24 protein-coding genes are annotated in these 25385 nt (G+C 49.4%); 10 read left to right on the top strand and 14 right to left on the bottom strand.

The features are described from left to right. Positions 1-3 precede the first annotated feature (3 nt). From H9626_RS03895 to H9626_RS03880, 4 genes are all read left to right on the top strand, one after another. On the top strand, positions 4-750 hold the full coding sequence (locus H9626_RS03895) for a DUF8458 domain-containing protein (protein ID WP_191709629.1): 747 nt from the start codon (positions 4-6) through the stop codon (positions 748-750). Positions 751-755: 5 nt separating this feature from the next. Further along, on the top strand, positions 756-1124 hold the full coding sequence (gene secG / locus H9626_RS03890; protein ID WP_178256932.1) for a preprotein translocase subunit SecG: 369 nt from the start codon (positions 756-758) through the stop codon (positions 1122-1124). Positions 1125-1240: 116 nt separating this feature from the next. After that, positions 1241-2428, top strand: coding sequence for a DUF418 domain-containing protein (locus tag H9626_RS03885; protein ID WP_191709628.1), 1188 nt, complete (start codon positions 1241-1243; stop codon positions 2426-2428). A 114-nt stretch (positions 2429-2542) separates the two neighbouring features. After that, complete coding sequence (locus tag H9626_RS03880; RefSeq protein WP_191709627.1) at positions 2543-3547, top strand: M20/M25/M40 family metallo-hydrolase; 1005 nt, start codon at positions 2543-2545, stop codon at positions 3545-3547. A 111-nt stretch (positions 3548-3658) separates the two neighbouring features. On the opposite strand, the gene H9626_RS03875 is transcribed toward H9626_RS03880, so the two are convergent. Then, positions 3659-4915: a phosphoglycerate kinase gene (locus H9626_RS03875; protein WP_178256935.1), complete on the bottom strand. Its 1257-nt coding sequence runs from the start codon at positions 4913-4915 to the stop codon at positions 3659-3661. Positions 4916-5175: 260 nt separating this feature from the next. On the opposite strand from H9626_RS03875, the gene H9626_RS03870 reads away from it, so the two are divergent. Together H9626_RS03870 and ffh are read left to right on the top strand one after the other, a co-directional pair. Further along, positions 5176-6498 carry an MATE family efflux transporter gene (locus H9626_RS03870; protein WP_178256936.1) on the top strand — a complete coding sequence of 441 codons (1323 nt, stop codon included), beginning with the start codon at positions 5176-5178 and terminating at the stop codon, positions 6496-6498. A gap of 65 nt (positions 6499-6563) precedes the next feature. Then, positions 6564-7889 (top strand): signal recognition particle protein, encoded by a 1326-nt coding sequence (ffh, locus tag H9626_RS03865; protein WP_178256937.1) that lies wholly within the window; start codon positions 6564-6566, stop codon positions 7887-7889. 249 nt (positions 7890-8138) lie between these two features. Here the strand turns inward: ffh and dnaJ are convergent, their stop codons facing one another. The 13 genes from dnaJ to rho all read right to left on the bottom strand — a co-directional run bounded on the left by dnaJ (position 8139) and on the right by rho (position 22718). Next, positions 8139-9308, bottom strand: coding sequence for a molecular chaperone DnaJ (dnaJ, locus tag H9626_RS03860; RefSeq protein WP_191709626.1), 1170 nt, complete (start codon positions 9306-9308; stop codon positions 8139-8141). 81 nt (positions 9309-9389) lie between these two features. Continuing rightward, positions 9390-9989, bottom strand: coding sequence for a nucleotide exchange factor GrpE (locus H9626_RS03855; RefSeq protein ID WP_225230869.1), 600 nt, complete (start codon positions 9987-9989; stop codon positions 9390-9392). A gap of 158 nt (positions 9990-10147) precedes the next feature. Further along, positions 10148-11929 carry a two-component system sensor histidine kinase PhoR gene (gene phoR / locus H9626_RS03850; protein ID WP_191709625.1) on the bottom strand — a complete coding sequence of 594 codons (1782 nt, stop codon included), beginning with the start codon at positions 11927-11929 and terminating at the stop codon, positions 10148-10150. A 19-nt stretch (positions 11930-11948) separates the two neighbouring features. Continuing rightward, positions 11949-12635 (bottom strand): two-component system response regulator PhoB, encoded by a 687-nt coding sequence (phoB, locus tag H9626_RS03845; protein WP_178256941.1) that lies wholly within the window; start codon positions 12633-12635, stop codon positions 11949-11951. Positions 12636-12745: 110 nt separating this feature from the next. After that, entirely contained in the window at positions 12746-13798 is a 1053-nt protein-coding gene (locus H9626_RS03840; RefSeq protein WP_178256942.1) for an asparaginase, read from the bottom strand. A gap of 118 nt (positions 13799-13916) precedes the next feature. Continuing rightward, positions 13917-14693 carry a tryptophan synthase subunit alpha gene (gene trpA / locus H9626_RS03835; RefSeq protein ID WP_178256943.1) on the bottom strand — a complete coding sequence of 259 codons (777 nt, stop codon included), beginning with the start codon at positions 14691-14693 and terminating at the stop codon, positions 13917-13919. Further along, positions 14690-15334: a phosphoribosylanthranilate isomerase gene (locus H9626_RS03830; RefSeq protein ID WP_191709624.1), complete on the bottom strand. Its 645-nt coding sequence runs from the start codon at positions 15332-15334 to the stop codon at positions 14690-14692. Before H9626_RS03830 ends, trpA begins: the two co-directional genes overlap by 4 nt. Then, on the bottom strand, positions 15331-16122 hold the full coding sequence (trpC, locus tag H9626_RS03825) for an indole-3-glycerol phosphate synthase TrpC (protein ID WP_178256945.1): 792 nt from the start codon (positions 16120-16122) through the stop codon (positions 15331-15333). Before trpC ends, H9626_RS03830 begins: the two co-directional genes overlap by 4 nt. A 1-nt stretch (position 16123) precedes the next feature. Further along, complete coding sequence (gene trpD / locus H9626_RS03820) at positions 16124-17122, bottom strand: anthranilate phosphoribosyltransferase (RefSeq protein WP_191709623.1); 999 nt, start codon at positions 17120-17122, stop codon at positions 16124-16126. Positions 17123-17262: 140 nt separating this feature from the next. Beyond that, positions 17263-17853, bottom strand: coding sequence for an anthranilate synthase component II (locus tag H9626_RS03815; protein ID WP_178256947.1), 591 nt, complete (start codon positions 17851-17853; stop codon positions 17263-17265). A gap of 14 nt (positions 17854-17867) precedes the next feature. Further along, positions 17868-19268, bottom strand: coding sequence for an anthranilate synthase component I family protein (locus H9626_RS03810; protein ID WP_191709622.1), 1401 nt, complete (start codon positions 19266-19268; stop codon positions 17868-17870). A gap of 11 nt (positions 19269-19279) precedes the next feature. After that, complete coding sequence (gene trpB, locus H9626_RS03805) at positions 19280-20464, bottom strand: tryptophan synthase subunit beta (RefSeq protein ID WP_191709621.1); 1185 nt, start codon at positions 20462-20464, stop codon at positions 19280-19282. A 286-nt stretch (positions 20465-20750) separates the two neighbouring features. Further along, positions 20751-22718 carry a transcription termination factor Rho gene (gene rho / locus H9626_RS03800; RefSeq protein ID WP_191709620.1) on the bottom strand — a complete coding sequence of 656 codons (1968 nt, stop codon included), beginning with the start codon at positions 22716-22718 and terminating at the stop codon, positions 20751-20753. Positions 22719-23041: 323 nt separating this feature from the next. Between rho and H9626_RS03795 the strand changes: the two genes are divergently transcribed. The 4 genes from H9626_RS03795 to H9626_RS03780 are packed head-to-tail and all read left to right on the top strand — an operon-like array spanning position 23042 to position 25377. After that, positions 23042-23419 carry a RidA family protein gene (locus H9626_RS03795; protein ID WP_191709619.1) on the top strand — a complete coding sequence of 126 codons (378 nt, stop codon included), beginning with the start codon at positions 23042-23044 and terminating at the stop codon, positions 23417-23419. After that, positions 23420-24145, top strand: a complete 726-nt coding sequence (locus H9626_RS03790) for an MBL fold metallo-hydrolase (RefSeq protein WP_178256952.1) — start codon at positions 23420-23422, stop codon at positions 24143-24145. It begins immediately after the preceding gene. A gap of 22 nt (positions 24146-24167) precedes the next feature. After that, on the top strand, positions 24168-24545 hold the full coding sequence (locus tag H9626_RS03785; protein ID WP_178256953.1) for a VOC family protein: 378 nt from the start codon (positions 24168-24170) through the stop codon (positions 24543-24545). A gap of 13 nt (positions 24546-24558) precedes the next feature. Next, complete coding sequence (locus H9626_RS03780) at positions 24559-25377, top strand: DUF3805 domain-containing protein (protein ID WP_178257013.1); 819 nt, start codon at positions 24559-24561, stop codon at positions 25375-25377. Positions 25378-25385 lie beyond the last annotated feature (8 nt).

Raw genomic sequence — 25385 nt, 5'->3', positions numbered from 1 at the left:
CTCATGATGCAACAGCAATTACAAGAATGGATAAAACACCCCGAACGGTTGGATAAAAACAGTTTGTATGAGTTACGTACGCTGTTGGAGCGTTATCCATATTTCCAAACGGCGTGGGTATTGTATCTGAAGAATCTGTTTCTGCTGAATGACCCGGCTTTCCGCGATGAATTACGTCGGGGGGCTTTGTTTGTTGCCGATATAGGTGTGTTGTTTTATTATCTTGAGGGAGACCGTTTTCGGCTGGAAGAACACGAACCGGTAAGTGCTGTTGACGACGGAGCCGACCGTACACTCGACCTTATAGACCGTTTCCTTTCCGGACATTCAGACGCTGCACCGGCCGAACTTCCGGTACCCGATATGGCGGCGGTGGATTATACATCGGTGCTGATGGGCGAATCCGTCTTGCCTGCTGCGGAAGAAGCTACACCTCCTTTGCGCGGACAGGAGCTGATTGACCATTTCATAGAAAGTGCAGACGATGAACGGAACGTTTTACCCGAGGATGCCGGTGCAGCCGAGCCAGAGGATGAAGATACGGAAACCGAAGAAAAAGAGCCCGAAACAGACAACGAAGAAGATTATTTCACCGAAACATTGGCTAAAATCTATGTCAAGCAGCAACGATATGATAAAGCTCTGGAAATTATTAAAAAATTAAATTTGAAATATCCGAAAAAAAATACTTACTTTGCAGACCAAATGAGATTTTTAGAGAAATTGATTATTAACGCTAAATCAAAATAAAGAAAATGTACTTATTATTTGTTGTATTAATGGTGCTTGCAGCCATATTGATGTGTTTCGTCGTATTGGTGCAGAACTCGAAGGGGGGAGGTCTTTCTTCCGCATTTGCGTCTTCTAATCAGATTATGGGTGTTCGTAAGACAACCGATTTCATTGAAAAGCTGACGTGGGGATTGGCTGTTTTTATGGTGGTTATCAGTATTGCGACTTCTTACGTGATACCTCATCAGACTACCAATTCTTCTGTTATCATGGAACAGGCTATAGAAGAACAAAAAACAAATCCGTTGAATGCTCCTGCTGGTTTTGATGCTCCGCAGACCGAAACTCAGGATGCTGCTGCTACTCCGGCACCGGGCGATTCGGCTAAATAAATATATCGCGATGTTATAAACGGGCGCGGATTACAGACTTGTTATACCTAAATACGTAGGGTGGAAGTCTGTAATTCGTGCCTTTGTTTTTTTATCCGCTTTAATTCTATTTTTCTATGGGAACACCGATTCAAAAAAAAGAACGTATTTTGGCTGTCGATGCGTTGCGCGGATTTGCCGTAATGGGCATCGTGTTGCTTCATAATATCGAGCATTTTAACTTCTATTCTTTCCCTCCGCCCGCTACCGGACTGTTGGGGTGGTTTGACACTCACATTTGGAATACGCTTTTCTTCCTGTTTTCAGGCAAGGCATACGCCATTTTTGCCCTGCTGTTCGGCTTTACCTTTTATCTCCAGAGCCGCAGTTCAGAAAAGCGTGGCGAAGATTTCAAAAACCGCTATATGTGGCGGTTGCTGTTACTGTTGGGTTTCGGATTCATCAACGCCAGCTTCTTCCCCGGCGAAATTTTGGTGCTTTACGCCATTTTAGGCTTTGTGTTGGTGCCCGTCCGTCATTGGAGTAATAAGGCAGTATTCATACTCGCTTTGTTTCTGATGCTTCAGCCCTTAGAGTGGGTTAAAGTGATTTGTGCTGTGGTAAATCCGGAGTTTGCTCCCAAGCAGATGATTTATTCGTTAGGAGATGTATATCCGCAGTTGGGAGGAACATCGTGGTGGGAGATGGTGAAGGCAAACTTTGTAACCGGGCAGTTGGCAAGTCTGAATTGGGCTTGGTGTTACGGGCGCGTATTCCAGACTTCATCGCTTTTTATGTTCGGAATGTTGCTGGGCCGCATGGGATATTTCAGTGCATCTGCTCCGGAAAGCTTGTCACGGTCTCGTTCGTTCTGGCGTCGCGTTCTGTACGTCAGCATCCCTTCGGCGTTTGTGATGTATTTTGTAAAAGAATTCGTTTTCTCGCAAATCGACTCGAAGTTCATTCTTGAAACCATGAAAACCATTCTTAATTCTTGGTATAATCTGTTCTTTATGTTGACGTTGGTCAGCGCGTTCTTATTGCTTTACTGGGCAAATAACGGAAAGGTGCAACGCTGGTTGGCTCCCTACGGACAAATGAGTCTTACAGATTACGTCATGCAGTCGGTGATAGGGAGTTTCCTTTATTTCGGCTACGGGCTGGCACTTCATAAGGTGTGCGGTAATACGTACAGTTTCCTGATTGGCTGTGTGTTCTTCCTCGCTCAGTTGGCTTTCGCCCATTGGTGGTTCCGTCATTACCGTCGCGGTCCGCTGGAAACCATCTGGCATAAGCTGACGTGGATGGGAAGCCGTAACAAGTAAATGTCAAGATAGATATGCCCATAAACACACGCGGATAAGAAAGTCAGAATGGCTTATTCTGAAAAGTATTTTTTATATTTGCGAAAACATAGCCTTAAAAAACACACAACGAATATGTATAAGAAAATTTTGGGAGTTTGCTGCTTCTTTGCGGCATCAATGGGGGTGTGGGCACAAGCACCCGTAGAGAAAGGATTGCAGAGCATCAGCCGTGACAAGGCGGAAGCTATCGTAGAATTTCTGGCAGATGATAATCTGCTGGGGCGTGAGGCCGGACAGCGGGAGTCGCGTATCGTGGCACGTTATTTGGTTTCGGAACTGAAAGAGGCGGGCATCCGGCCTTTGCTGGGCGACACGTATTATCAGCCGTTTGAGGCGTGTGCCGTGGAACGCCAGCAGAAAGGACGTTTCCAAGTACACCCGGACTCGGTGGCACGGCTCAAGCAAGGCACATACCGCAGCCTGAAGCTGGCAAACGTGCTGGGATGGATACCCGGCGAACGTGCTGATGAGTATGTGGTTATCGGGGCACACTTCGACCATATCGGTTACGACCCCACTTTGGCTGGCGACCAGATTTATAACGGAGCAGACGATAATGCTTCAGGCGTATCGGCTGCCTTGCAGATTGCACGGGCGTTTGCTGTGTCGGGCAAGAAGCCGAAACGAAACGTCATCTTCGCTTTTTGGGACGGGGAGGAGAAAGGATTGCTGGGCTCAAAATATTTTGTGCAGTCATGTCCTTTCGTAAACCAAATCAAAGGATACCTGAACTTCGACATGATAGGGCGTAATAACAAACCGCAGCAGCCCAAACACGTGGTTTATTTCTATACCGAGTCGCATCCTGTGTTCGGTCAGTGGCTGAAAGATGCCATCGCCCGATATGATTTGAAACTGGAGCCGGACTACCGGGCTTGGGACCGCCCCATAGGAGGCAGCGACAACGGGTCGTTTGCTTTGAAGGATATTCCCATCATTTGGTATCACACGGATGCCCATCCGGATTACCACCAGCCTACGGACCATGCAGAACGGATTAACTGGGAGAAACTGACAGACATCACCCGCGCGGCATTCCTGAACATGTGGAATCTGGCTAACGAGGAAACCTATTAATCTGTAATCAGCTTCACAGACATTCCGGACGGATAGGAATGAACTAAAAAAAAGGATGCGCCTTCATTGGAAAGACGCATCCTTTAGTGTTTTTATGACAAGATATTATGTTTATTTGTCACCACGGATAGCAGCGATACCCGGCAATACTTTACCTTCGATAGCTTCCAGCAAAGCACCACCACCGGTTGAGATGTATGATACTTGGTCTGCCATACCGAATTTGTTGATACAAGCTACTGAGTCGCCACCGCCAATCAGTGAGAATGCACCTTCCTTCGTAGCTTCAGCGATTGCTTCTGCAATGGCTTTTGAACCGCCCGTAAAGTTGTCGAATTCGAATACACCGGCAGGACCGTTCCACAAGATAGTCTTGGCACCCTTGATGGCAGCCTTAAATGCTTCGCGGCTTTCAGGACCTGCATCCAAGCCTTCCCATCCGTCAGGAATGTTGTTAGCCGGGCAAATCTGCGTGTTAGCATCGTTAGAGAAATCATCGGCAGCTACACAGTCAGTACCCAATACCAAGTTTACACCTTTAGCTTTAGCTTTTTCGATGATTTCGAGAGCCAAGTCGAGTTTGTCTTCTTCGCAGATTGATTTACCGATTTTTCCGCCCTGAGCTTTAGCGAAAGTAAATGTCATACCGCCACACAGAATCAGGTTGTCTACCTTGTCCATCAAGTTTTCGATGATACCGATTTTGGTAGAAACTTTAGAACCACCCATGATGGCAGTAAACGGACGTTTGATGTCTTTCAAAACGTTATCTACCGCTTGAACTTCTTTTTCCATCAGGTAGCCCAACATCTTGTGGTCAGCGTCGAAATAGTCAGCGATAACAGCAGTAGAAGCGTGTTTACGGTGAGCTGTACCGAAAGCATCCATTACGTAGCAGTCAGCGTAAGAAGCCAATGTTTTAGCAAATTCTTTCTGGCGTGCTTTCATTTCTTTCTTAGCGTCTTCGTAAGCAGGGTCTTCTTTTTCAATGCCTACCGGTTTGCCTTCTTCTTCCGGATAGAAACGGAGGTTTTCGAGCAGCAACACTTCGCCCGGTTTCAAAGCTGCGGCAGCTTCCTGAGCTTTAGCGCAGTCGGGAGCGAACTGAACCGGAGTACCTAATGCAGCAGCAACTGCATCTACAATTTGGCTTAAAGAATATTTCGCATTTACTTTACCTTTGGGTTTACCCATGTGTGACATGATGATAAGTGCACCGCCGTCTGCCAAGATTTTTTTCAATGTGGGCAGCGCTCCACGGATACGGGTGTCATCAGTAATTTTACCTTCTTCGTTCAAAGGTACATTGAAGTCCACACGAACGATTGCCTTTTTTCCGGCAAAGTTGAATTTGTCAATAGTCATCATAATCTTAATATTTTAAGTATGTTAAAGTGTTACATTTGTATCTCAGTTGCAGCGCAAAGTTAAGAAAAAAATGAAATGGAAGGGAAAAAGCGGGCGTTATTTTCATCGGTTTTGTTATTTTTGGTTAAAGTGAAGGCTCCTTCCCGGCAGGCTTGTAAACCGATGCAGGGCGCGCGCCTGCCCCACAGTTTCTTGTCAGCGGAATTATTTGTATCTTTGCCAATCGTTTTTCCGCTTGTTTGGTTTATAAAATTTTTTTTATGTATAGCAATAAAGAAATATGGAATGTTACTTATCCTATATTTTTAGGATTGTTGGCTCAGAATGTTATTAACGTAACCGATACGGCGTTTTTAGGACACGTAAGCGAAGTGGCTCTGGGGGCTGCGGCGATGGGCGGTTTGTTATACATCTGCGTATACACCGTGGCGTTTGGTTTCAGCGTGGGGTCGCAGATTCTTATCGCCCGGCGTAACGGAGAGGGGAATTACCGTTCGGTAGGTCAGGTGATGTGGCAGGGGACGGCGTTCAGCTTTGCGATGGCGGTAGTGCTGCTTGCCGTGATGTATATGGCAGCCGAGCCCTTGATACGTTTGCTCATAACGTCGGATGCAATCTTTCACGCCACCTATGAGTTTTTTACGTGGCGTATTTGGGGATTCTTGTTTGCATTTGTAAATGTCATGTTCCGTGCGCTGTATATCGGCATAACGCAGACCAAGACGCTGACGATGAATGCCGTGGTGATGGCGCTGGTCAATGTGGTGCTCGATTATGCACTGGTGTTCGGTGAACTCGGATTCCCGGAGATGGGAATCAAGGGAGCCGCACTTGCTTCGGTGATAGCCGAGGCTTCTTCGCTGGTGTTTTTCTTGTGTTACACTTATTTCAGGGTCGATTTGAAGAAATACGGATTAAACCGTTTCGGGCGGTTCGACTGGGCGATGGTGGGGCGCATTTTGCGGATTTCCTGCTTCACGATGGTGCAATATTTTCTGGCAATGGCTATCTGGTTTGTGTTTTTTATGGCACTCGAACGGTTAGGGCAGCGCCAGCTTGCCATAGCCAACATCGTGCGGAGCGTGTACGTGGTGATGCTGATTCCGGTACAGGCCCTTTCTACTACCGCAAACACGTTGGTTAGTAACCTGATAGGTGCGGGAGGCGTTTCCCAAGTAATCAGGCTGCTTCACAAAATAGCCAAAATGTCGTTTTTGTTCATGCTGGTTTGTGTGGCGCTATGCGTCATTTTCCCCCATGCTATCCTTTCGGTTTACACGAACGAAGCCGCACTGCTTACCGAGTCGGTTTCGGCACTTTACGTGGTTTGTGTGGCAATGGTAGTGGCATCGGTGGCAAACGTGTATTTCAACGGAATTTCCGGCACGGGAAACACGCAGGCGGCGTTGGTGCTTGAGGTGGGGGTGCAGGTTTTCTACGCACTTTATATCATCGTGGTAGGAATGGTTATTCAGGCTCCGGTGGATGTTTGTTTTACTACCGAACTGATTTACTATGTATTGATGCTGACATTCAGCCTCATTTATCTGAAAAAAGCAAAATGGCAGAACAAAAAGATTTGAGTGAATCGTTTTTTTTGTAATTTTGCACCTCGTTGTAAAAGAAGAAATTAAGCAAAGCAAAAGATATGTTCGACAATTTAAGTGAAAGATTAGAACGGTCGTTTAAAATATTGAAAGGTGAGGGAAAAATCACCGAAATCAATGTAGCAGAGACCTTGAAAGATGTTCGCCGCGCACTGCTGGATGCGGACGTAAACTATAAAGTGGCAAAGAGCTTTACCGATACGGTAAAAGAAAAGGCGTTGGGACAGAACGTGCTTACAGCCGTGAAACCGAGCCAGTTGATGGTAAAAATCGTACACGATGAGCTGACCAAACTGATGGGTGGCGAGACTGCCGAAATCGAGCTGAAAGGACGTCCCGCAGTCATCCTGATGTCGGGTTTGCAAGGTTCGGGTAAAACCACTTTCTCAGGCAAGCTGGCGCGGATGCTGAAAACCAAGAAAAACCGTAAACCTCTTTTGGTAGCGTGCGACGTGTATCGTCCGGCAGCCATCGAACAGTTGAGGGTGTTGGGACAGCAAATCGAAGTGCCCGTTTACAGCGAACCTGAAAGCAAGAACCCCGTTCAGATTGCTCTTAACGCCATCCAAGAGGCTAAGGCGAAAGGATACGACTTGGTGATCGTCGATACGGCAGGTCGCTTGGCGGTAGACGAGCAGATGATGAACGAAATCGAAGCCATCAAAAACGCCATCAACCCCGATGAAACCTTGTTCGTGGTAGATGCCATGACAGGACAGGATGCCGTAAACACGGCACGCGAGTTTAACGAGCGTTTGGATTTCAACGGCGTAGTGCTCACGAAGTTAGACGGTGATACTCGTGGTGGTGCGGCGCTCTCTATCCGCACGGTGGTAAACAAGCCCATCAAGTTTGTGGGTACAGGTGAAAAGCTGGATGCCATCGACCAGTTCCACCCCGCTCGTATGGCAGACCGTATCCTCGGCATGGGTGATATCGTTTCGCTGGTAGAGCGTGCGCAAGAACAGTACGATGAAGAAGAAGCAAAACGCCTTCAGAAGAAAATCCAGAAGAACCAGTTCGATTTTGATGATTTCCTCGGACAGATTCAGCAAATAAAGAAGATGGGTAACCTGAAAGACTTGGCATCGATGATTCCGGGTGTGGGAAAAGCCATCAAGGACATCGATATCGACGACAATGCGTTTAAGAGCATCGAAGCGATTATCTATTCAATGACTCCCGAAGAACGCAAACGTCCGGAGATACTGAACGGTTCGCGCCGTATGCGTATCGCCAAAGGTAGCGGAACGAACATCCAAGAAGTAAACCGCCTGTTGAAGCAGTTCGACCAGACCCGTAAGATGATGAAAATGGTTACGGGTAGCAAAATGGCCGGCATGATGCAGAAAATGAAACGGAAATAAGTCCGGGCATCGGATACCAAAAGAAAACGGAATCGCCCGAAGCAACCACTGCTGCTTCGGGCGATTCCGTTTTCTATTTGAAGTATCTTTTGTCTCTGTTTCACAGCCCTGAAATTCTACCCGTCAGACTGATGTGTCTTACGGTTAGAACCGAGTCACTCTACCGCTTGCGCATAGAGGTGCTAACGGTAGCGTTTTGGGGTGGCAAACGGATGGCTATTTCTTCTGAGCGTCCGGGGTAACCGGATGTTACTCGAAAAGACTTCTGAACTTCTTGAATATCTTTTCTTTCAGGCTGAGATTGGGTTGGAAGTTTTCAGCCTCCTGCCATTTTTCGAGCAGTTGACGTTCTTCCTTCGTAAGCGTTTCGGGGATATATACGCTGACGTTTACCAGCAAATCGCCCGTGCCCGTGCTGTATCCGTACCGGTTGATGTTCGGCAAACCTTTGCCCCGCAAACGAAGCACCTTGCCCGGTTGCGTTCCCGGTTCAATCTTTATCTTAGCCTTCCCGTCGATGGTGGGGATTTCTACCGTACCGCCCAATGCAGCCGTCGGCACACTCAGCAGCAGGTTATAAATCAAGTCGCTCTCGTCGCGAATCAGTTCGGGATGTTTTTCCTCTTCGATGAGTACCAGCAAGTCGCCCGGCACACCGTTGTGCTTTCCGGCATTACCTTTGCCGTTGATGGTAACCTGCATTCCTTCTGCCACACCAGCCGGAATCTTCGCCGTAACCACTTCTTCGCCGTAAACCACACCTTCGCCGCTACATTCCTTACATTTATTCTTGATGATTTTACCTTCTCCGTTACATTGCGGACACACCGTTTGCGTCTGCATCATGCCGAAAATGCTTTGCTGCGTGCGTGTAACGCTTCCTGTTCCGTGACAGGTAGGACACGTCTCTACGCCTCCGTTACCTTCAGCTCCTGTTCCGTGGCAGTGAGGACATTCCACATACTTCTTTACCTTGAATTTCTTCTCCACTCCCGTAGAGATTTCTTTCAAGCTCAGCTTTACCTTCACACGCAGGTCTGCGCCACGGAATTTGCGTTGGTGCGTCTGGGCGCTTCCTCCTCCAAACCCTCCAAACCCTCCGAATCCGCCGTGTCCGCCAAAGATATCGCCGAACATTGAGAAGATGTCATCCATTGACATGCCTCCGCTGCCGAATCCGCCTCCTGCTGCTCCGTCTACTCCGGCATGTCCGAACTGGTCGTAGCGGGCGCGTTTATCCGGATTGCTCAAAACCTCGTAGGCTTCTGCCGCTTCTTTGAACTTCTCTTCCGCTTCCTTGTCGCCCGGATTTTTGTCAGGATGATATTGTATCGCTTTTTTTCTGTATGCCTTTTTTATTTCGTCTGCCGATGCCGACTTGCTTACGCCTAATACTTCGTAGTAATCTCTTTTCGCCATTTTTATAGAAGAATTAAAAAAAGATGGAGAACCGGGGAAAGAAGATTTTCCTTTTCCCGATTCTTCATCTTTTACTGATTTTTATTGTGCCACAACAACTTTTGCGTGGCGGATTACTTTATCATTAAGTTTATATCCCGTTTGTACACAGTCTAACACCTTGCCTTTTTGTTCTTCGGCAGAAGCAGGTACAAGGGCTACGGCTTCATGATAATCCGTGTCGAAGTTTTCGCCTATGGGATTCATTTTCTCCAATCCTTCCTGAGTCAGGTTTTTCAGGAATTTCTGGTAGATCAAGTCAATACCTTCATGAATAGCTTTCAGATCGTCTGTTTTCTGCATGTTTTCCAGCGCGCGTTCCAAGTCGTCCAGTATCGGGAGGATAGCCGAGATAGCCTTTTCACCTCCGTTTTTAATCAATTCCGCTTTTTCTTTTAAGGTACGCTTGCGGTAATTGTCAAATTCGGCAGACAAGCGCAGGTATTTGTCTTTTTGTTCTTCAATGATGTTTTTAGCTTCTTCAAGCTCCTTAGTCAACGTTTCTTCCGGAGTCAGTTCGGCTTGTTCCTCTTCGTTCGGTTGAGGTTCGGCTTGCGTTTCCCGATTTTCGGCGGCAGCTTCAGCTTCTTTTTCTTTTAATATTTCCTCGTTTTCCGAAGTCTGATTTTTTTTCATATCCATAGTTATATTCGTTTGATTATTTCTGTAATATTTATATGGGGCTAATAGCAAATAGTGTGCCTGAGCGGTCGTTTGTACGAGAACGGCTGCAAAAATAGTGAAAAAATGTCAGACTGACAGCGTAGAGTTGGCAAATTCCTTATGTCGGTGTGTATTATTTACAAATCTTTTTGCAAGGTAAATACAAATTCCAGTCCGCCCGACGGCGCGTTTTTGGCAAAGATGGTTCCTCCGTGGAAAAGCACGGCGTTTTTAACGATGGCAAGTCCCAGCCCCGTGCCTCCCAGTTTGCGCGAGCGTCCCTTGTCTACCCGGTAGAACCGTTCGAACAGGCGGTTAAGATGTTCTTCAGGTACTCCGATGCCTGTGTCGGAAAAACTGAAATAATAGAATTTCTCGTCTTCGCGGAAACAGTTGATAGTAACCTGTACGCCTACTCCCGCGTATGCGATGGCATTGTCGGTCAAGTTGCGGAAGATAGAGTACAGCAACGAGCTGCTTCCGGTCAGGATAAGGTCGTGGGGCATGAGGTTGACCACGCGCATCTGTTTTTCCTCCAGTCCCAAAGCCACTTCGTTTAAGATGTTTTCTACGATGCGGCTTAGGTTTACCGTTTCTTTTTCTACCATTCCGGGAGCCTCATCCATGCGGGTCAGTACCGAGATGTCGCGCAGCAACAAGGTGAGCCTGTTACTCTGTGCATAGCTTCGTTCGAGGAATGTACGCATATTTTCCGGCGAGATGTTCGGATTGCTGATGATGGTTTCCAAGTATCCCTGAATACTGCTGACGGGAGTTTTCAGCTCGTGGGCTACGTTTTGGGTAAGTTGCCGTTTCAGTCGGGCACGTTCTTCCTCTTGCGTTACGTCGTTGATGGATATTTCGAACGAAAGGTCTTGGAAGATGATACACTCCAGAACGAACGAACGGGCATTCTTGTCGATGTGCATCGACAGTCGTTTCTCTTCTTTGCTGTAATTTCCCTCGTTCTTGGTCAGGAAATCGGTAATCGGCTTCAGATCCGGTATCAGGAAGATAGAATCTGACGAGCTGAGATTGCGGTCGGAAATGTTGTTGATGTACTGTACGAAAAGATTGTTCACCAGAATCTCTTTCCGCTCTTTGGTGAATACACCCAATCCCTCGTGCGACGTCTGTAAGTGTGAAATCAGCTTTTCACGCTCAATGTACAGAGCTTCTTTGGCCCGGTGCAGACGCTTATATATTTTTATGATGTGTTGTGATATTTCTCCCAGTTCGTTTTTCGGGAAAGTGTCTAAAATAGCAAGGTCGATAGGCTCGTTGCGGTCGGCCTTCATTGCAAACTGTTGCAGTTTGGAGATAGACATCCCCAACTTGCGTGTAAACTGATAAAACACGCCTATCAGAATCAGGCTGATGAAAAGGGCAAACCATAAGAAAGAAGAATCGGCTTTCAGATGTTCGCTCAGGCTGAGGTTGTATGGCAATGCTGAGCGGATAATCAGCCGGAAAGGAGGATAGTAACGTGCGGAGTAGAAATATTCTTCGCCCTCAATGCTTTCCGAGTTACGTCCGATGGAATACCCGCTGCCATACATCAGTGCTTCTTGTACTTCCTTGCGTGTGGAATGATCTTCAAAGTTTTTCCAGTCTTTTCGTATATTGTCATAAATAACCTTCCCCAACGGCGTAATGAGGGTAACGCGCAGGTTGGGCATCATGTGGGTTGCCACATAATTTTGCATGGAGTCGATATCCAGTTCGCCCCGGTCGGTAATGAAATTGCCAAGCTGGTTGTTGTAGCTTTGCAACTGGATGTTCAGCAATTCGCTTTTGTAGGCTTTTTCGCGTTGATACTGAAACGCGATGAAGCAGATGGCAAAAACGAGGAAAAGGATAAGGACAGAAAGAAACAGCCTCTGGCTGAACGAGAGGATACGATAAGAAAGTTTAGTCATAATAAAGTTTCAGGATAGTTTATTCACATTCAAAGCAATAACCATAACCTAACCGCGTAACGATGCACTGTCCGTATTCGCCGATTTTTTTGCGCAGGCGGGTAATGTTGACATCAATGGTGCGGTCGAGTACATACACTTCATCGTGCCATACACGGGCGAGAATGTCTTCGCGCGAGAACACCCGTCCCTGATTCTGGAGTAAGAAAAGCAGGATTTCGAACTCCTTTTTAGTCAGCGCCACTTCTTCATCGTCGATGGTTACTTTCTTTTTGGGAATATCAATAACCAGCCCTTTGTAGGTCAGTTTTTCAGCATTTTCGTTCGGCGTACTGCTTGTTCTTCTCAGTACGGCCTTCACACGCAGGATAACTTCGCGGAGTGAGAACGGCTTCGAGATGTAATCATCTGCTCCGAGGTTAAATCCCGTAATCGTATCGTTTTCCGTATCTTTTGCCGTGATGAAAATAATGGGAATGTCTGCCGTTTCCTTGTTTTTCTTCATCATGCTTGCCATTTTGAATCCGGATATTTCGCCCATCATTACGTCAAGTAACAACAAGTCGTAGTTGGTGAGTTTCAGTTTGAGAGCATCTTCGGCAGAGGTAGCAGTGTCTACCTGATAGCCTTCCATCTCAAGATTAAACTTCAGTATTTCGCAGAGGTCTTCTTCGTCGTCAACTACTAATATTCTGTAATCGTTCATATTGTATCCGCTAAATGAATTGTTATTTACAAAAATACGATATTTATCTTTACGATTGCAAAGTTGACTTTATTTTGTTTCGCCCTTATGAAATACTTATTACGATTTTGTTACAACATTTCGGGGCGTGTAAATTCTCCGGCGATGGGACGGCTCATTTCGTTTCGTATTTCGCGTGGCGACATGTTGTGGCCTAAGAGGAACATCAGTTTGGTAAGCACGCTTTCTGCCGTCGAGTCATAACCGCTGATAACGCCTGCGTCCAGCAGGTGAAGCCCGGTTTCGTAGCGTGCCATTTCCACCATTCCGGTTTGACACTGCGAGATGTTTACAATAACGATTCCCCGCTGCGTAGCCTCTTTCAGCAAGCGGATGAACCACGGTTTCTGAGGCGCGTTGCCCGAACCGTATGTTTTTAGCGCCACAGCTTTCAGTCCCGGCGTATTCAGTACCGTGCGCACGATGTTTTCTTGAATCCCCGGAAACAATGTCAGGATGATAACATTCGTGTCGAACACATAGTGAGGATGCATGGGGATGGAAGGGTCTGCCTTGCGGATGCGGTCATACTCATACTTGATGTGGATACCCGCCGTAGCGAGGGCAGGGTAGTTGTATGAGCGGAAGGCATTAAAGTTTTCAGCATTAATCTTCGTGGTACGGTTTCCGCGCAGCAAGTGGTTTTCAAAAAAGATACATACCTCCGGCACTATCGCCGTACCGTCAGGATACTTGGCGGCAGCTATTTCGATGGCAGTAATCAGGTTTTCCTTTCCGTCGGTGCGCAACATCCCGATGGGGAGTTGGCTTCCCGTAAGAATAACCGGCTTGCTCAGATTTTCGAGCATGAAACTCAGTGCCGACGCAGTATATGCCATCGTGTCTGTACCGTGCAGGATAACAAACCCGTCGAAATTATCGTAATTATAATGTATGATTTTTACGAGCTTCGCCCATAATGCCGGTTCCATGTCCGAAGAATCGATAGGCGGAGAAAACTGGTAAGAAGAAATGCGATAGTTGAAGCGTTTCAGTTCCGGCACATTTTCTTGCAGTTGGTCGAAATTAAAGGCTTCTAATGCTCCCGTTTCGGGGTTTTCAATCATACCAATCGTTCCTCCGGTATAAATTAACAAAACGGAAGGATAGTCGGATTTTATCATGGGCTTTTTCTTTTAATTATGCCACAAAGATAGCTTTTAATGTTGAAATACCGAAACGGGAGCGCCTAAAAATAGCAAAATGATTAAAATCGGGGGCGGATGCAGACATTCCTTAACCTTATTTGCTGAGTGCATCCATCAGTCGGTCGGTAGCACGGGCGGCATCGCCCCCTTCTTCTTCGAGCAGCGTGACAAATTTGCTGCCGATGATACACCCTGCCGCGTGAGCTGCCGCAGCCTCATACGTCTGACGGTTTGAGATACCGAAACCAATCATGCGCGGGTTGCGTAAATTCATTGCTTCGATGCGGCGGAAGTATGCCTGCTTCTGTTCGTCAAAATCTTTCTGTGCCCCCGTGGTGGCTGCCGACGATACCATGTAGATAAATCCGTCGGTATGGGCGTCGATTTGGCGGACGCGCTCTTCGCTGGTTTCGGGCGTGATGAGCATGATGACTTTTACATCGTAACGCTCGGCTATGGGGCGGTATTCTTCCTCGTAATCCCTGAAAGGAAGGTCGGGGATGATAACTCCGTCGATGCCCGTGCGCCGGCAGTCGCGGCAAAAGTTCTCGAAGCCGTATTGCATGATGGGGTTCAGATAGCCCATCAGTATAAGCGGTATCTGTACGGTATCTCTGATGTTTTCTAATTGGGCGAATAGTTTTCGCAGAGTCATTCCGTTGCGCAGGGCACTGGTTGCGGCTGCTTGAATCACCACACCGTCTGCCATCGGGTCGCTGAACGGAATACCGATTTCAATCATGTCCACCCCTTTTTGTTCGAGGGTGCGGATGACGTCTGCCGTGCCTTCCAAAGTAGGAGTGCCGGCACAGAAATAGAGTGAGAAAATTCGGCTTTTCTTGGTACTGAATAATTGATTGATGCGGTTCATAATGTTGACGTGTTTAAAGGGTTGATGGATGTAGTTTTTTTAAATTCGGCGATAAAGCGGGCGAGGGTTTGCGCGTCTTTCATGCCCGGCGCGGATTCAAAGCCGCTGTTCAGGTCGATGCCCTCCCAGCGCGGATGACGGAAAGCCTTCAGTGCCTCCATGCTTTCGGGACGAATCCCTCCGCTCAGCAGAAAAGGCGTACTGCCGCGATAGTGTTCCAAGACGCTCCAGTCGAACGAGCGTCCCGAACCGCCGTATTGCAGGCAGGGAGTGTCGAAGAGGAAGTAATCGCATACGCCGGCATACGGCTCGGTGATTTGGAGTTCCTCCGCACGGTGGATGGCAAACGCCTTGACCACCTTCAGTCCGCTCTTGCGCAGCCGGTCGCAACAGTCGGGCGATTCCGTACCGTGAAGCTGTACGGCGTGCAGTGCCAATGCCTCCGCCTGCCGGAGACAGACCTCCGGAGCGGCATTGACAAACACGCCCACACGCACCACTTTTTGCGGGAGGTATTCCGGCACGCGGTCTATAAAGCGCGGAGAGCGTTCGTAGCAGATAAATCCCATCCAGTCGGCTCCCGCCCGTTCCACCTCGCGGATGTTGACGGCATCGCGCATACCACAGACTTTCACTATCATGGCTGTAAGGCTTTTATGAAACCGGAGAGGGTGGCGGCGGGGTCGGCAGTTTTCATGAATGCTTCGCCCATCAGGAATCCACGGAATCCGGCTTCGCGCAACTGACGCACGGTTTCGGGCTGCGATATTCCGCTTTCCGATACCAGCAGGAAATCTTTCGGCAGGCGGTCGGCAAGACGGAACGAGGTCTCGACATCGGTGCGGAACGTCCCCAAATGGCGATTGTTTACGCCCACCATGTCAACGAACTCATTCACGTGTCCCAGTTCTGCCTCATCGTGCAGTTCGAGCAACACCTCTAATTGCAGCTCGTGGGCTTGGCGTGCCAATGTCCGGCATTCTTCTGCCGACAGCACAGAGGCGATGAGCAATACGGCGTCGCTCCCCGTCACCTTTGCTTGGCAGAGCTGGTAACGGCTCACGGTAAAATCTTTGCGCAGGATAGGGAGCGAGGTGCGGGGGCGTGCGGTGCGGATGTCTTTCAGCGTTCCGCCGAAAAACCGTTCGTCTGTCAGGATGGAGAGAGCAGAGGCACCCGCCTGTTCGTAAGCCGGAGGGATTAGCGCAGCGTCCGCCTCACGGTTAATCCAGTCTTTCGAAGGCGATCGGCGTTTAAACTCGGCGATGATGCCCGTGGGCGATGCGGCGAGACGCTGCTTCATGCTGACGCACGGCGCGAGGTCTTCCAGCAGGTTTTCTAACTGTGTCATCGAAACCACCTCTTCTTGCTGTTTTATCTCGATACGCTTGTGGGCAACGATGGTTTGCAGGATATCTTGTTCTTTCATGTCAGTCGGCGTTTAGTTCGATAAATTTACGGAAAGTTTTCAGTGCCTTTCCGCTTTCCAACGATTCGCGTGCGATGGCTACACACTCTTCAATCCGTTTCATAGGCTCTACGGCTTGGATGGCGAACGAAGCGTTAATCAGCACACAGTCGGTTTGGGCTTTCGTGGCGCGGTTTTCGAGCACGTTGTCGAAGATGCGTGCCGCCTCTTGCGGCGTATCGCCTCCGTACAGCTCCTCTTGCCGGGCAATGGAGAACCCCAAGTCGGCAGGGCGGTAGATGGTTTCGTAACGGTTGGTCATCACCTTAAATTCGTCGGTGAGCGAAATCTCGTCGTATCCGTCCAGATTGTTGACCACGGCAAATCCGATGCCCAGACGCTGGAGCGTGTTGGTGTAGAGGCGCATCTGAGGCAAGTCTGCCACCCCCAGCAACTGGTAGGCGGGCAGACAGGGGTTTATCAGCGGGCCTAACAGGTTGAACAGCGTGCGCACGCCCAATGCCTTGCGGATGGTGGCAACCGTCTTCATGGCAGGATTAAACAGCGGGGCGTGGAGGTAAGCCATGTTGCAGTTCTCTATCGAGCGGATGAGGCGTTGGGCATCGTTGGTGAACTTTACTCCGTGCAGCTCCATCACGTTGCTTGCCCCGCTCACCGAGGTAGCCCCGTAATTGCCGTGTTTCGCCACGCGGTAACCCGCACCCGCCACGACGAAGCAGGCACACGTAGAGATGTTGAACGTATTCTTTCCGTCGCCTCCCGTCCCCACGATGTCGATGGGTTGGTAAGCCGAGAGGTCGACGGGAATGCGTGTACTGAGCAGGGCATCGCGGAAACCGATGAGTTCGTCAACCTTCACGCCGCGCATCTGGAAAACCGTAAGCAGGGCGGCTATCTGCGTATCGTTGTATCGTCCGCGCGTAATGTCTTGCAGCAACCGGCAAGCCTCTTCGCGCGTGAGTATCTCGTGATTAAAAAGTCGTATAAGTATTTGTTTCATAGGTGTATCTGTATTTTGTTTTTATACCGGGAAAACGCTACCGTTAGCATCATTCTTTCCAAGCGGTAGCGATGCCCGTTTCTATCCGTAGAACCGGTCGGTCTTACGGGTAGGATTTTTCCTTTCTCTTACTTCCTCGTTTACAGGGCGTTGCCCGAAGCCTCGGCCGGATGAGCCAACCAGTTCTGAATCATGCGCTTGCCGTCGGGCGTCAGAACCGATTCGGGGTGGAACTGTATGCCGCGCACGTCGAACAGCTTGTGGCGTAACGCCATGATGTATCCCTCGCGGCTCACGGCAGTAACCTCCAAGCAGGAGGGGAATGCTGCGGTATCTACCACCCACGAGTGATAACGCCCCACGGCGATTTCGTCGGGCAGTCCGTCGAACAGATAGTCCCGGCACACGATGCGTACGGGGCTTTGGATGCCGTGATACACTTCCTTCAGGTTGGTAAGCCGTGCGCCGAACGCCTCGCCGATGGCTTGCTCACCCAGACATACCCCCAAGATGGGTTTCCGTCCGGCATACGTGCGGATGACATCGAGCAGCAGACCCGCCTCTTCAGGGATTCCCGGGCCGGGCGAAAGCAACAGCTTGTCGAATGCTTCAAGTTCTTCCATGCAGAACCGGTCGTTACGCAATACCGTGACCGCCGCTCCCGATTCTTTCACCAAATGACTCAGATTATAGGTAAACGAGTCGTAATTGTCGATAATTGCTATATTCATAGTTTCTTTAAGTCTTATAATTGTTCTGCCAAGAGGATTGCTTTTTTCAATGCTCCCAGCTTGTTGTTTACTTCTTGCAGTTCGTTTTCTTCATTGCTTTTTGCCACGATGCCTCCTCCCGCCTGAAACCACAGCTCGTTGTTCCGGCTCACGAAGGTGCGGATGGTGATAGCCTGATTCAGCGTGCCGTTCAGTCCGATGAACCCGATACATCCGCCGTATGCCCCCCGGTTATGCGGCTCTAATTCGCTGATGAGCTGCATGGCACGCACTTTCGGAGCGCCGCTCAGCGTACCGGCCGGAAAGGTATCGACGAACGTTTTTACCGGATTCGCCCCCTCGTTCAGCATTCCGCTCACGCGGCTCACCAAGTGGATAACGTGGCTGTAATACTGCGGCTCTTTGTAGAAGTCCACTTTTACATCGTGGCAATTCCGGCTCAAGTCGTTCCGTGCAAGGTCGACCAGCATCACGTGTTCGGCGTTCTCCTTCGGGTCGGCAAGCAGGGCGGCAGTCAGTGCGGCATCCTTCGCCTTGTCTCCGTTCCGGCGCGTGGTTCCCGCTATCGGGTCGATGGTAGCCCGCCCGTCTTCTATCTTGCAGTGGGTTTCGGGCGAAGAACCGAAGATGCGGAAGCCTCCGAAATCGAAGTAGAACAGGTACGGCGACGGGTTGATGCTGCGCAGCGCACGGTAGAGCTTGAAGTCGTCGCCCTCGTAACGCTGGACGAAGCGGCGCGAAAGAACAATCTGAAACACGTCGCCCCGCATACAGTGTCCGATGCCCCGGCGGATGTTCGCTTTATGCTCCTCGTCGGTCAGCGTGCTGGTCGTTTCTCCCACAGCACGGAAATCGTACTCGGTAAAATTGCGGTTGTTGATGGCTTTTTCCACTTCGCCGATGTGCGACTGTTCTTTCTCGTCCTGCATTTCGATAAGCACCATTTCGCTCTTGAAATCGTTGAACACCACGAGGTATTTATACAGGATGTACAGCAAGTCGGGCGCATCGTTTTTAGGGTCGCAACTGTCTTTGATGGGGATATGCTCGAAGTAGCGCACGGCGTTGAACGTGGTGTAACCGTAAAGTCCGCAGTAGCGGGCATACTCGCCCGACACGTGGAAGCGCGACAGGAACCGACTGACGGCATCCTCTACGCGGTAGTTCTCTGTGATGGGATGTTCCTCGGTACTGCCGTCGGGATACTTTGCCGTAGCCACGCCGTGGCTCACCCCGATGCTTGCTATCGGGTTCAGCCCGATGAACGAGCGGTTGTTTTCCACCCCGTGATAATCCGAACTTTCCATCAATACACTCTGCGGAAAAAGGTCGCGCACCTTCATGTATGTGCTGACCGGCGTATGGAGGTCGCCCAATAACGTCTTATGCTGGGCAGTATAGCTGTAAGTTTTCATAATCAGATAGTTTAGTAAGGATTGTTTGCCAAGTAAGTTTCAATGTCTTTGTCTCCGCGTCCCGATACGGTGAGCACCACCACGTCGGTGGGGCGGAAGTTCATCTTTTCCAACGCTCCGAGGGCATGAGCCGACTCTAATGCCGGGATGATACCCTCCAGCCGGGTCAGCTCGTAAGCCGCCCGTACAGCCTCATCATCGTTTATGGCGAGCACCGTGGCGCGATGCTGCCTTGCCAAGTTAGCGTGCATCGGTCCGATACCCGGATAATCCAGTCCGGCAGAGATGGAATAAGGCTCCGTTATCTGTCCGTCTTCGTCCTGCATCACTAACGTGCGCGCACCGTGGATGATACCTAACCGTCCTAATTGGATGGTAGCTGCCGACATCAGCGTGTCGATGCCCTTGCCTCCGGCTTCCGCCAGCACGATTTTCACGCGCTCGTCGTCTAAATAATGATAAATGGTTCCGGCGGCATTGCTTCCTCCGCCCACGCAAGCCATCAGATAATCCGGATAGTCGCGTCCCTCCTGTTCCGTCAACTGCTTTTTGATTTCCTCGCTGATGACCGACTGGAGCCGTGCCACCATGTCGGGATAGGGATGAGGCCCTACGGTAGAACCGATGACATAATACGTGTCGGCAGGATGGCAACACCAGTCGCGAATCGCTTCGTTGGTGGCATCTTTCAGCGTCATGTTGCCCGATGTTACCGCCTCCACCCGCGCTCCGAGCATCTTCATCCGCTCTACGTTTACGTGCTGGCGTTCCACGTCTGTTTTACCCATGTAAACCACACATTCCATGCCCATCAGCGCACAGACCGTAGCGGTGGCAACGCCGTGTTGTCCGGCACCCGTTTCGGCGATGATGCGTTTCTTTCCCATCCGTCGGGCTATCAGTACCTGACCGATGGCGTTGTTTATCTTGTGTGCTCCCGTGTGGTTCAAGTCCTCACGCTTCAGGTAAATCTTGCAGCCGTACTTGTCAGACAGTCGGCGGGCGAGATAGAGCGGCGAGGGACGGCCCACATAATCGCGCAGCAAAGCGGTAAATTCTTGTTTGAAATCCTCGCTGTCCATTACCTTCAGGTAGGCGTTTCGCAGCTCTTCCACACACCGGTGGAGAATTTCGGGGATGTATGCCCCGCCAAATTCTCCGTAATAGCCATTCTCGTTTACTTGATAAGTTTTCATAGTTGCATTTGTATTTTGTATGATTCTGATTCGAAAAAAAAACGGGCTGCCGTAAAGTACGACAGCCCGTTACGCTATATCTTGATTCGATTGGTATATACACACGACTGATTTCCCTTACGACCTATGGAGTTGTAAGAGGCGCCACCAGAAGAATGTATTTACCATCGTTTGTTTCATATCAAGTTGTTCTTTTCAGTTATTCGATGCACAAATGTAGGCATAAATTTAGTGATTCCAAACAAAATGCCGTTTTTTTTAAGAAAATAGCGTTTTTTTCTCCGGATTAAGAGTTCATGCTCATCAGGAACTCTTCGTTGTCTTTCGTTTTCTCCAGACGGTCTTTCACGAAATCCATCGCCTCTATCGGGTTCATGTCCGACAGGTACTTGCGCAGAATCCACATGCGGTCAAGCGTCGTCTTGTCGAGCAGCAAGTCGTCGCGGCGCGTGCTTGAAGCGACGATGTTGACAGCCGGGAAGATGCGCTTGTTGCTCAAGTTGCGGTCGAGTTGAAGCTCCATGTTACCCGTTCCCTTGAACTCTTCGAAGATAACCTCGTCCATCTTCGAGCCCGTGTCGATAAGAGCCGTGGCGATGATGGTCAGCGAGCCTCCGCCTTCGATGTTTCGTGCCGCTCCGAAGAAACGTTTCGGTTTGTGCAGGGCGTTGGCATCCACACCACCCGAAAGCACTTTGCCCGATGCCGGCGAAACGGTGTTGTAAGCGCGTGCCAGTCGGGTGATAGAGTCGAGGAAGATAACCACATCGTGTCCGCACTCTACCATGCGTTTCGCCTTTTCCAGTACGATGCCCGCTATCTTCACGTGGCGTTCGGCAGGTTCGTCGAAAGTCGAAGCAATCACTTCGGCGTTTACGCTGCGCGCCATGTCGGTTACTTCTTCCGGACGTTCGTCAATGAGCAGCATAATCATATACACCTCCGGATGGTTGGCTGCGATGGCATTGGCGATGTCTTTCATCAGAATCGTCTTACCCGTCTTGGGCTGAGCCACGATAAGTGCGCGCTGTCCTTTTCCGATGGGCGAGAACAGATCGACTACGCGAGCCGAAAGATTGTCGTCATAACCTTTGCAGAGCTTGAATTTTTCGTCGGGGAAAAGCGGTGTAAGATGGTCGAACGGAACGCGGTCGCGCACCAGCGACGGTTCAAGTCCGTTGATTTTAGATACTTTTACCAGCGGGAAATATTTTTCTCCTTCTTTGGGCGGGCGGATGATTCCGTCTACGGTATCTCCGGTTTTCAGTCCGAACAGTTTGATTTGCGACTGAGAAACATAAATATCGTCGGGTGACGACAGGTAGTTGTAATCAGATGAGCGGAGGAATCCGTAACCGTCGGGCATGATTTCCAGAACGCCGGTTCCTTTCAGGATATCGTCAAATTCGTAAACCTTTTCAACCGGTTTGGCAGGTTGCGGAGCTGCGGCAGGTTGGTTTGCCGGTGCTTCCGTCTGTGCAGCCGGGGTATTGTTATTATTGTTGTTCGGATTATTGTTAACGTTCGGGCGGTTATTGTTCCGATTGTTATTCTGCCGTTGTTGGCGCGGTTGGAATTTCGGTTTTTTTTGCTCTTTGGCAGGGAGAGTAGGAGGTTCTACTTTGGTAGCTTCGAATTTGCCGAGCAGTTCCGAGGGGATTTCAAATTTTTCGGAAGGAAGGTCTTCGATGGGAACGAAATCGTCTCCGCCCTTCAGGTCGAGCGGTGGAAGCTCCATGTCATCTTCAGCAGCAGGAACAACTACCTCTTGGGCTTCTGTGTTTTTCTCTTCTTCCGCTTTCTTCTGTGCTTCCATTGCCTCGCGTGCCAGTGTCGATTTGTTTTTCGAGCCCGGTTTGCGTCCGCGTTTCTTAGGCTGCTTTACTTCCGATGTTTCTGTTTTAGCTTCTTCTGTTGCGTTGGCTTTTTCAGTCGGGGCTGCGGCTGCCTCTTCTTTAAACAAAAGTGTAGGTGCAGGTAACGCAGGTGTGTTGGCTTCTAATTTTTGTGCCTTGTCTTTTGTTGCAGTATAAACTTTGTCTCCCTCTTTTTTTACGCTGATGCGTGAACGTTTGCGGGGTTGTCCCTCTTTCCGTTCTGCCGCTTTGTTTGCGCCTACGATGGCTTGTTCGTCTAAGATACGGTAGACTAAGTCTTCTTTACGAAGCGATTCGACTTTTTTCAGACCCAACTCTTTGGCTATCTGTTGAAGTTCCGACAAGTCTTTGTCGTTTAATTGAATGATGTTATACATATAAAAATGTGTAATGAGATTAGTAATTTAGCGGCAACGCAGTACATAATGCCGATTAACACTGATCATAAAGAACCGGTGTCGTAATCGTTGCGCGTCAGTAAATTACGGATTTAATTGATATTATTCTTTATTTGGTATAATAAGGAGTAGCCATGTCGGAGGTGTCTTGCTAACCTCGTTTTACATGATTACATCGACAAAGGTAAATGTTTTTTGTCAGAAAATCTAATAAATGCCGTTTTTTTTCTCTTTTCTGCCCACAAATGAAAGATTTGTGCTAACTTAGCCGTTGAATTAATTTAAATAGATATTTAAGAACGATGAAGAAGGTTATTTTTACAGAAAAAGCTCCTGCGGCAATCGGTCCGTACAGCCAAGCTATCGAAGCAAACGGTATGTTGTTTCTTTCCGGACAGATTCCGGTAAATCCGGCAACGGGTGAGTTTGTTGAAGGAGGAGTAACGGAACAAACGATTCAGGTTTTCGATAATATTAAAAACGTATTGGCTGAAGCCGGACTTACCACGGCGAACATCGTAAAAACGACGGTTTTCCTTGCCGACATGTCGCTCTTTGCCGATATGAACGCCGTATATGCCAAGTATTTCGAAGGCGATTTCCCGGCACGTTCGGCTGTGGCTGTAAAAGCGTTGCCGAAAGGGGCATTGGTGGAAATCGAATGTATCGCCGTGCGGTAAATGGAATTAATCTATTTGTATCACAGCGGTTTCGCTCTGGCGGGCAGCGGTTTTACGCTGGTATTCGATTATTTTGAGGATTCGGAAGGTCCGGACAGCGGAATCCTTCACAGCGAGTTGTTGCAACGTGACGGACGGTTTTACGTGCTGGCGAGCCATTTTCATGCCGACCATTTCAGCCGGGAGGTGCTGAAGTGGCGCGAACAGCGTCCGGACATCGTTTACCTGTTCTCGAAAGACATCCTGCGCCGCCGCCGCGCCGGAAAAGATGAAGCCATATTCCTGAAAAAAGGCGATACGTATGCCGACGAGTGTCTCGCCGTGCGCGCCTTCGGCTCTACCGATGTGGGCGTTTCGTTCTTGGTAGAAGTCGGGGGAAAAAAGATTTTCCATGCGGGCGATTTGAATAACTGGCACTGGATGGACGAGAGCAGCGAGGCGGAGTGGCGCGGATACGAAAAGAATTTCCTTCATGAGCTTGCCGACCTTCGCAGTTATACCTCCGGGCTCGACTTGGCGATGTTTCCCGTCGACCCCCGCTTGGGACGCGAATACATGCGCGGCGCACGCCAGTTTGTAGAGCAGGTGAAGACCGCCGTGTTTGTACCGATGCACTTCGATGAGGCGTATGCCGAGGCAGCAGCTTTCCGCTCCGTGGCAGAGGCGAACGGAGGAAGGATGATTGTGCTTGCCCGCCGCGGGCAGCGCGAATTATTATTTGAGTAATCACTTATATATAATAATGTATATGAAAGTAAAAGGAAGATTTGACCATTTCAATATCAATGTAACCGATTTGAAGCGCAGTATCGAGTTCTACGATAAGGCATTGGGACTGAAAGAGTCTCACCGCAAGGAGGCTGCCGACGGCTCTTTCACGCTGGTTTACCTTACCGACGAGGTGAGCGGCTTTCTGCTGGAGCTGACGTGGCTGCGAGACCACACCGAAGCCTACGAGCTGGGCGAGAACGAGAGCCACCTCTGTTTCCGCGTGGGCGGCGATTACGACGAGGCGCGTGCGTATCACAAAGAGATGGGCTGCGTATGTTTCGAAAACGAGGCGATGGGGCTGTATTTCATCAACGACCCCGATGATTACTGGATAGAAATTCTTCCCGAAAAATAACCTGATGCCTATGATGAAATATATATCTCCGGGGTCATGGTTTTCGTTGGAATATCCCGACAACTGGTGTGAGGCGGAAGAAGCCGAAGACTGCTTCTTGTTCTACAATCCCGAAAAGTGGAACGGAAACTTCCGCATCTCGGCTTATCAGGGCGAGAACCGTAACTATGCCAAAGACTGCATGGCAGACGAACTGCGCCATACGTCCGGTTCCAAACCCGTAAAGGTGGGCGCGTGGGACTGCGTTTACTTTGCCGAAGCATTTAATGAAGAAGGCACCGATTACGTTTCCCACATCTGGATAACCGGTTGTGGAAGCATAAGCGTGGAATGTTCGTTTACCGTGCGTAAAGGCGACAGCCCCAAACCGGGCGAGGACATTGTGGCATCACTCCGCGTGCGTCAGCCGGACGAAAAACCGTGGCACGACGTCATCCCCGTACGTGTTCTCGAAATCAACACCATCAACGAAGGCTATGACTGGGCGGTTTCTACGCTGAAAAAGCAGTTGTCGAAAGATTTCACGGCGCATGAGACAGACATTGCCAACCTTCAGCGCATGGTAGACGAGGGGAAATTCAAGCCCGGAAACCGTCAGGCGTGGGAGAATTTCGGCATCGCTTTCGGTACGATATTAGTCAACGAAATGGACGGAATGGACTGGGTTACCGTCATCGACGGGAAAAAAGAATATCCCGCACTCCGTTTTGCCGATACCCGGCTTATGGTTTACCCCGTATCGCTGATTTGGAACAAGGTAAGCCGCGGAGAGCCTTGCGACTTGAAGGCAGAATACCTGCGGATACGGCGCGAGGCGGAAGCCGTTATTTAATCGAAAAA

Source organism: Phocaeicola faecium (assembly GCF_014837055.1).
In the GTDB taxonomy this organism is placed as follows: domain Bacteria; phylum Bacteroidota; class Bacteroidia; order Bacteroidales; family Bacteroidaceae; genus Phocaeicola; species Phocaeicola gallinarum.
The sequence above is the reverse complement of the archived record's forward strand: the minus strand, read 5'-3'. Positions and strand labels throughout refer to the sequence as shown.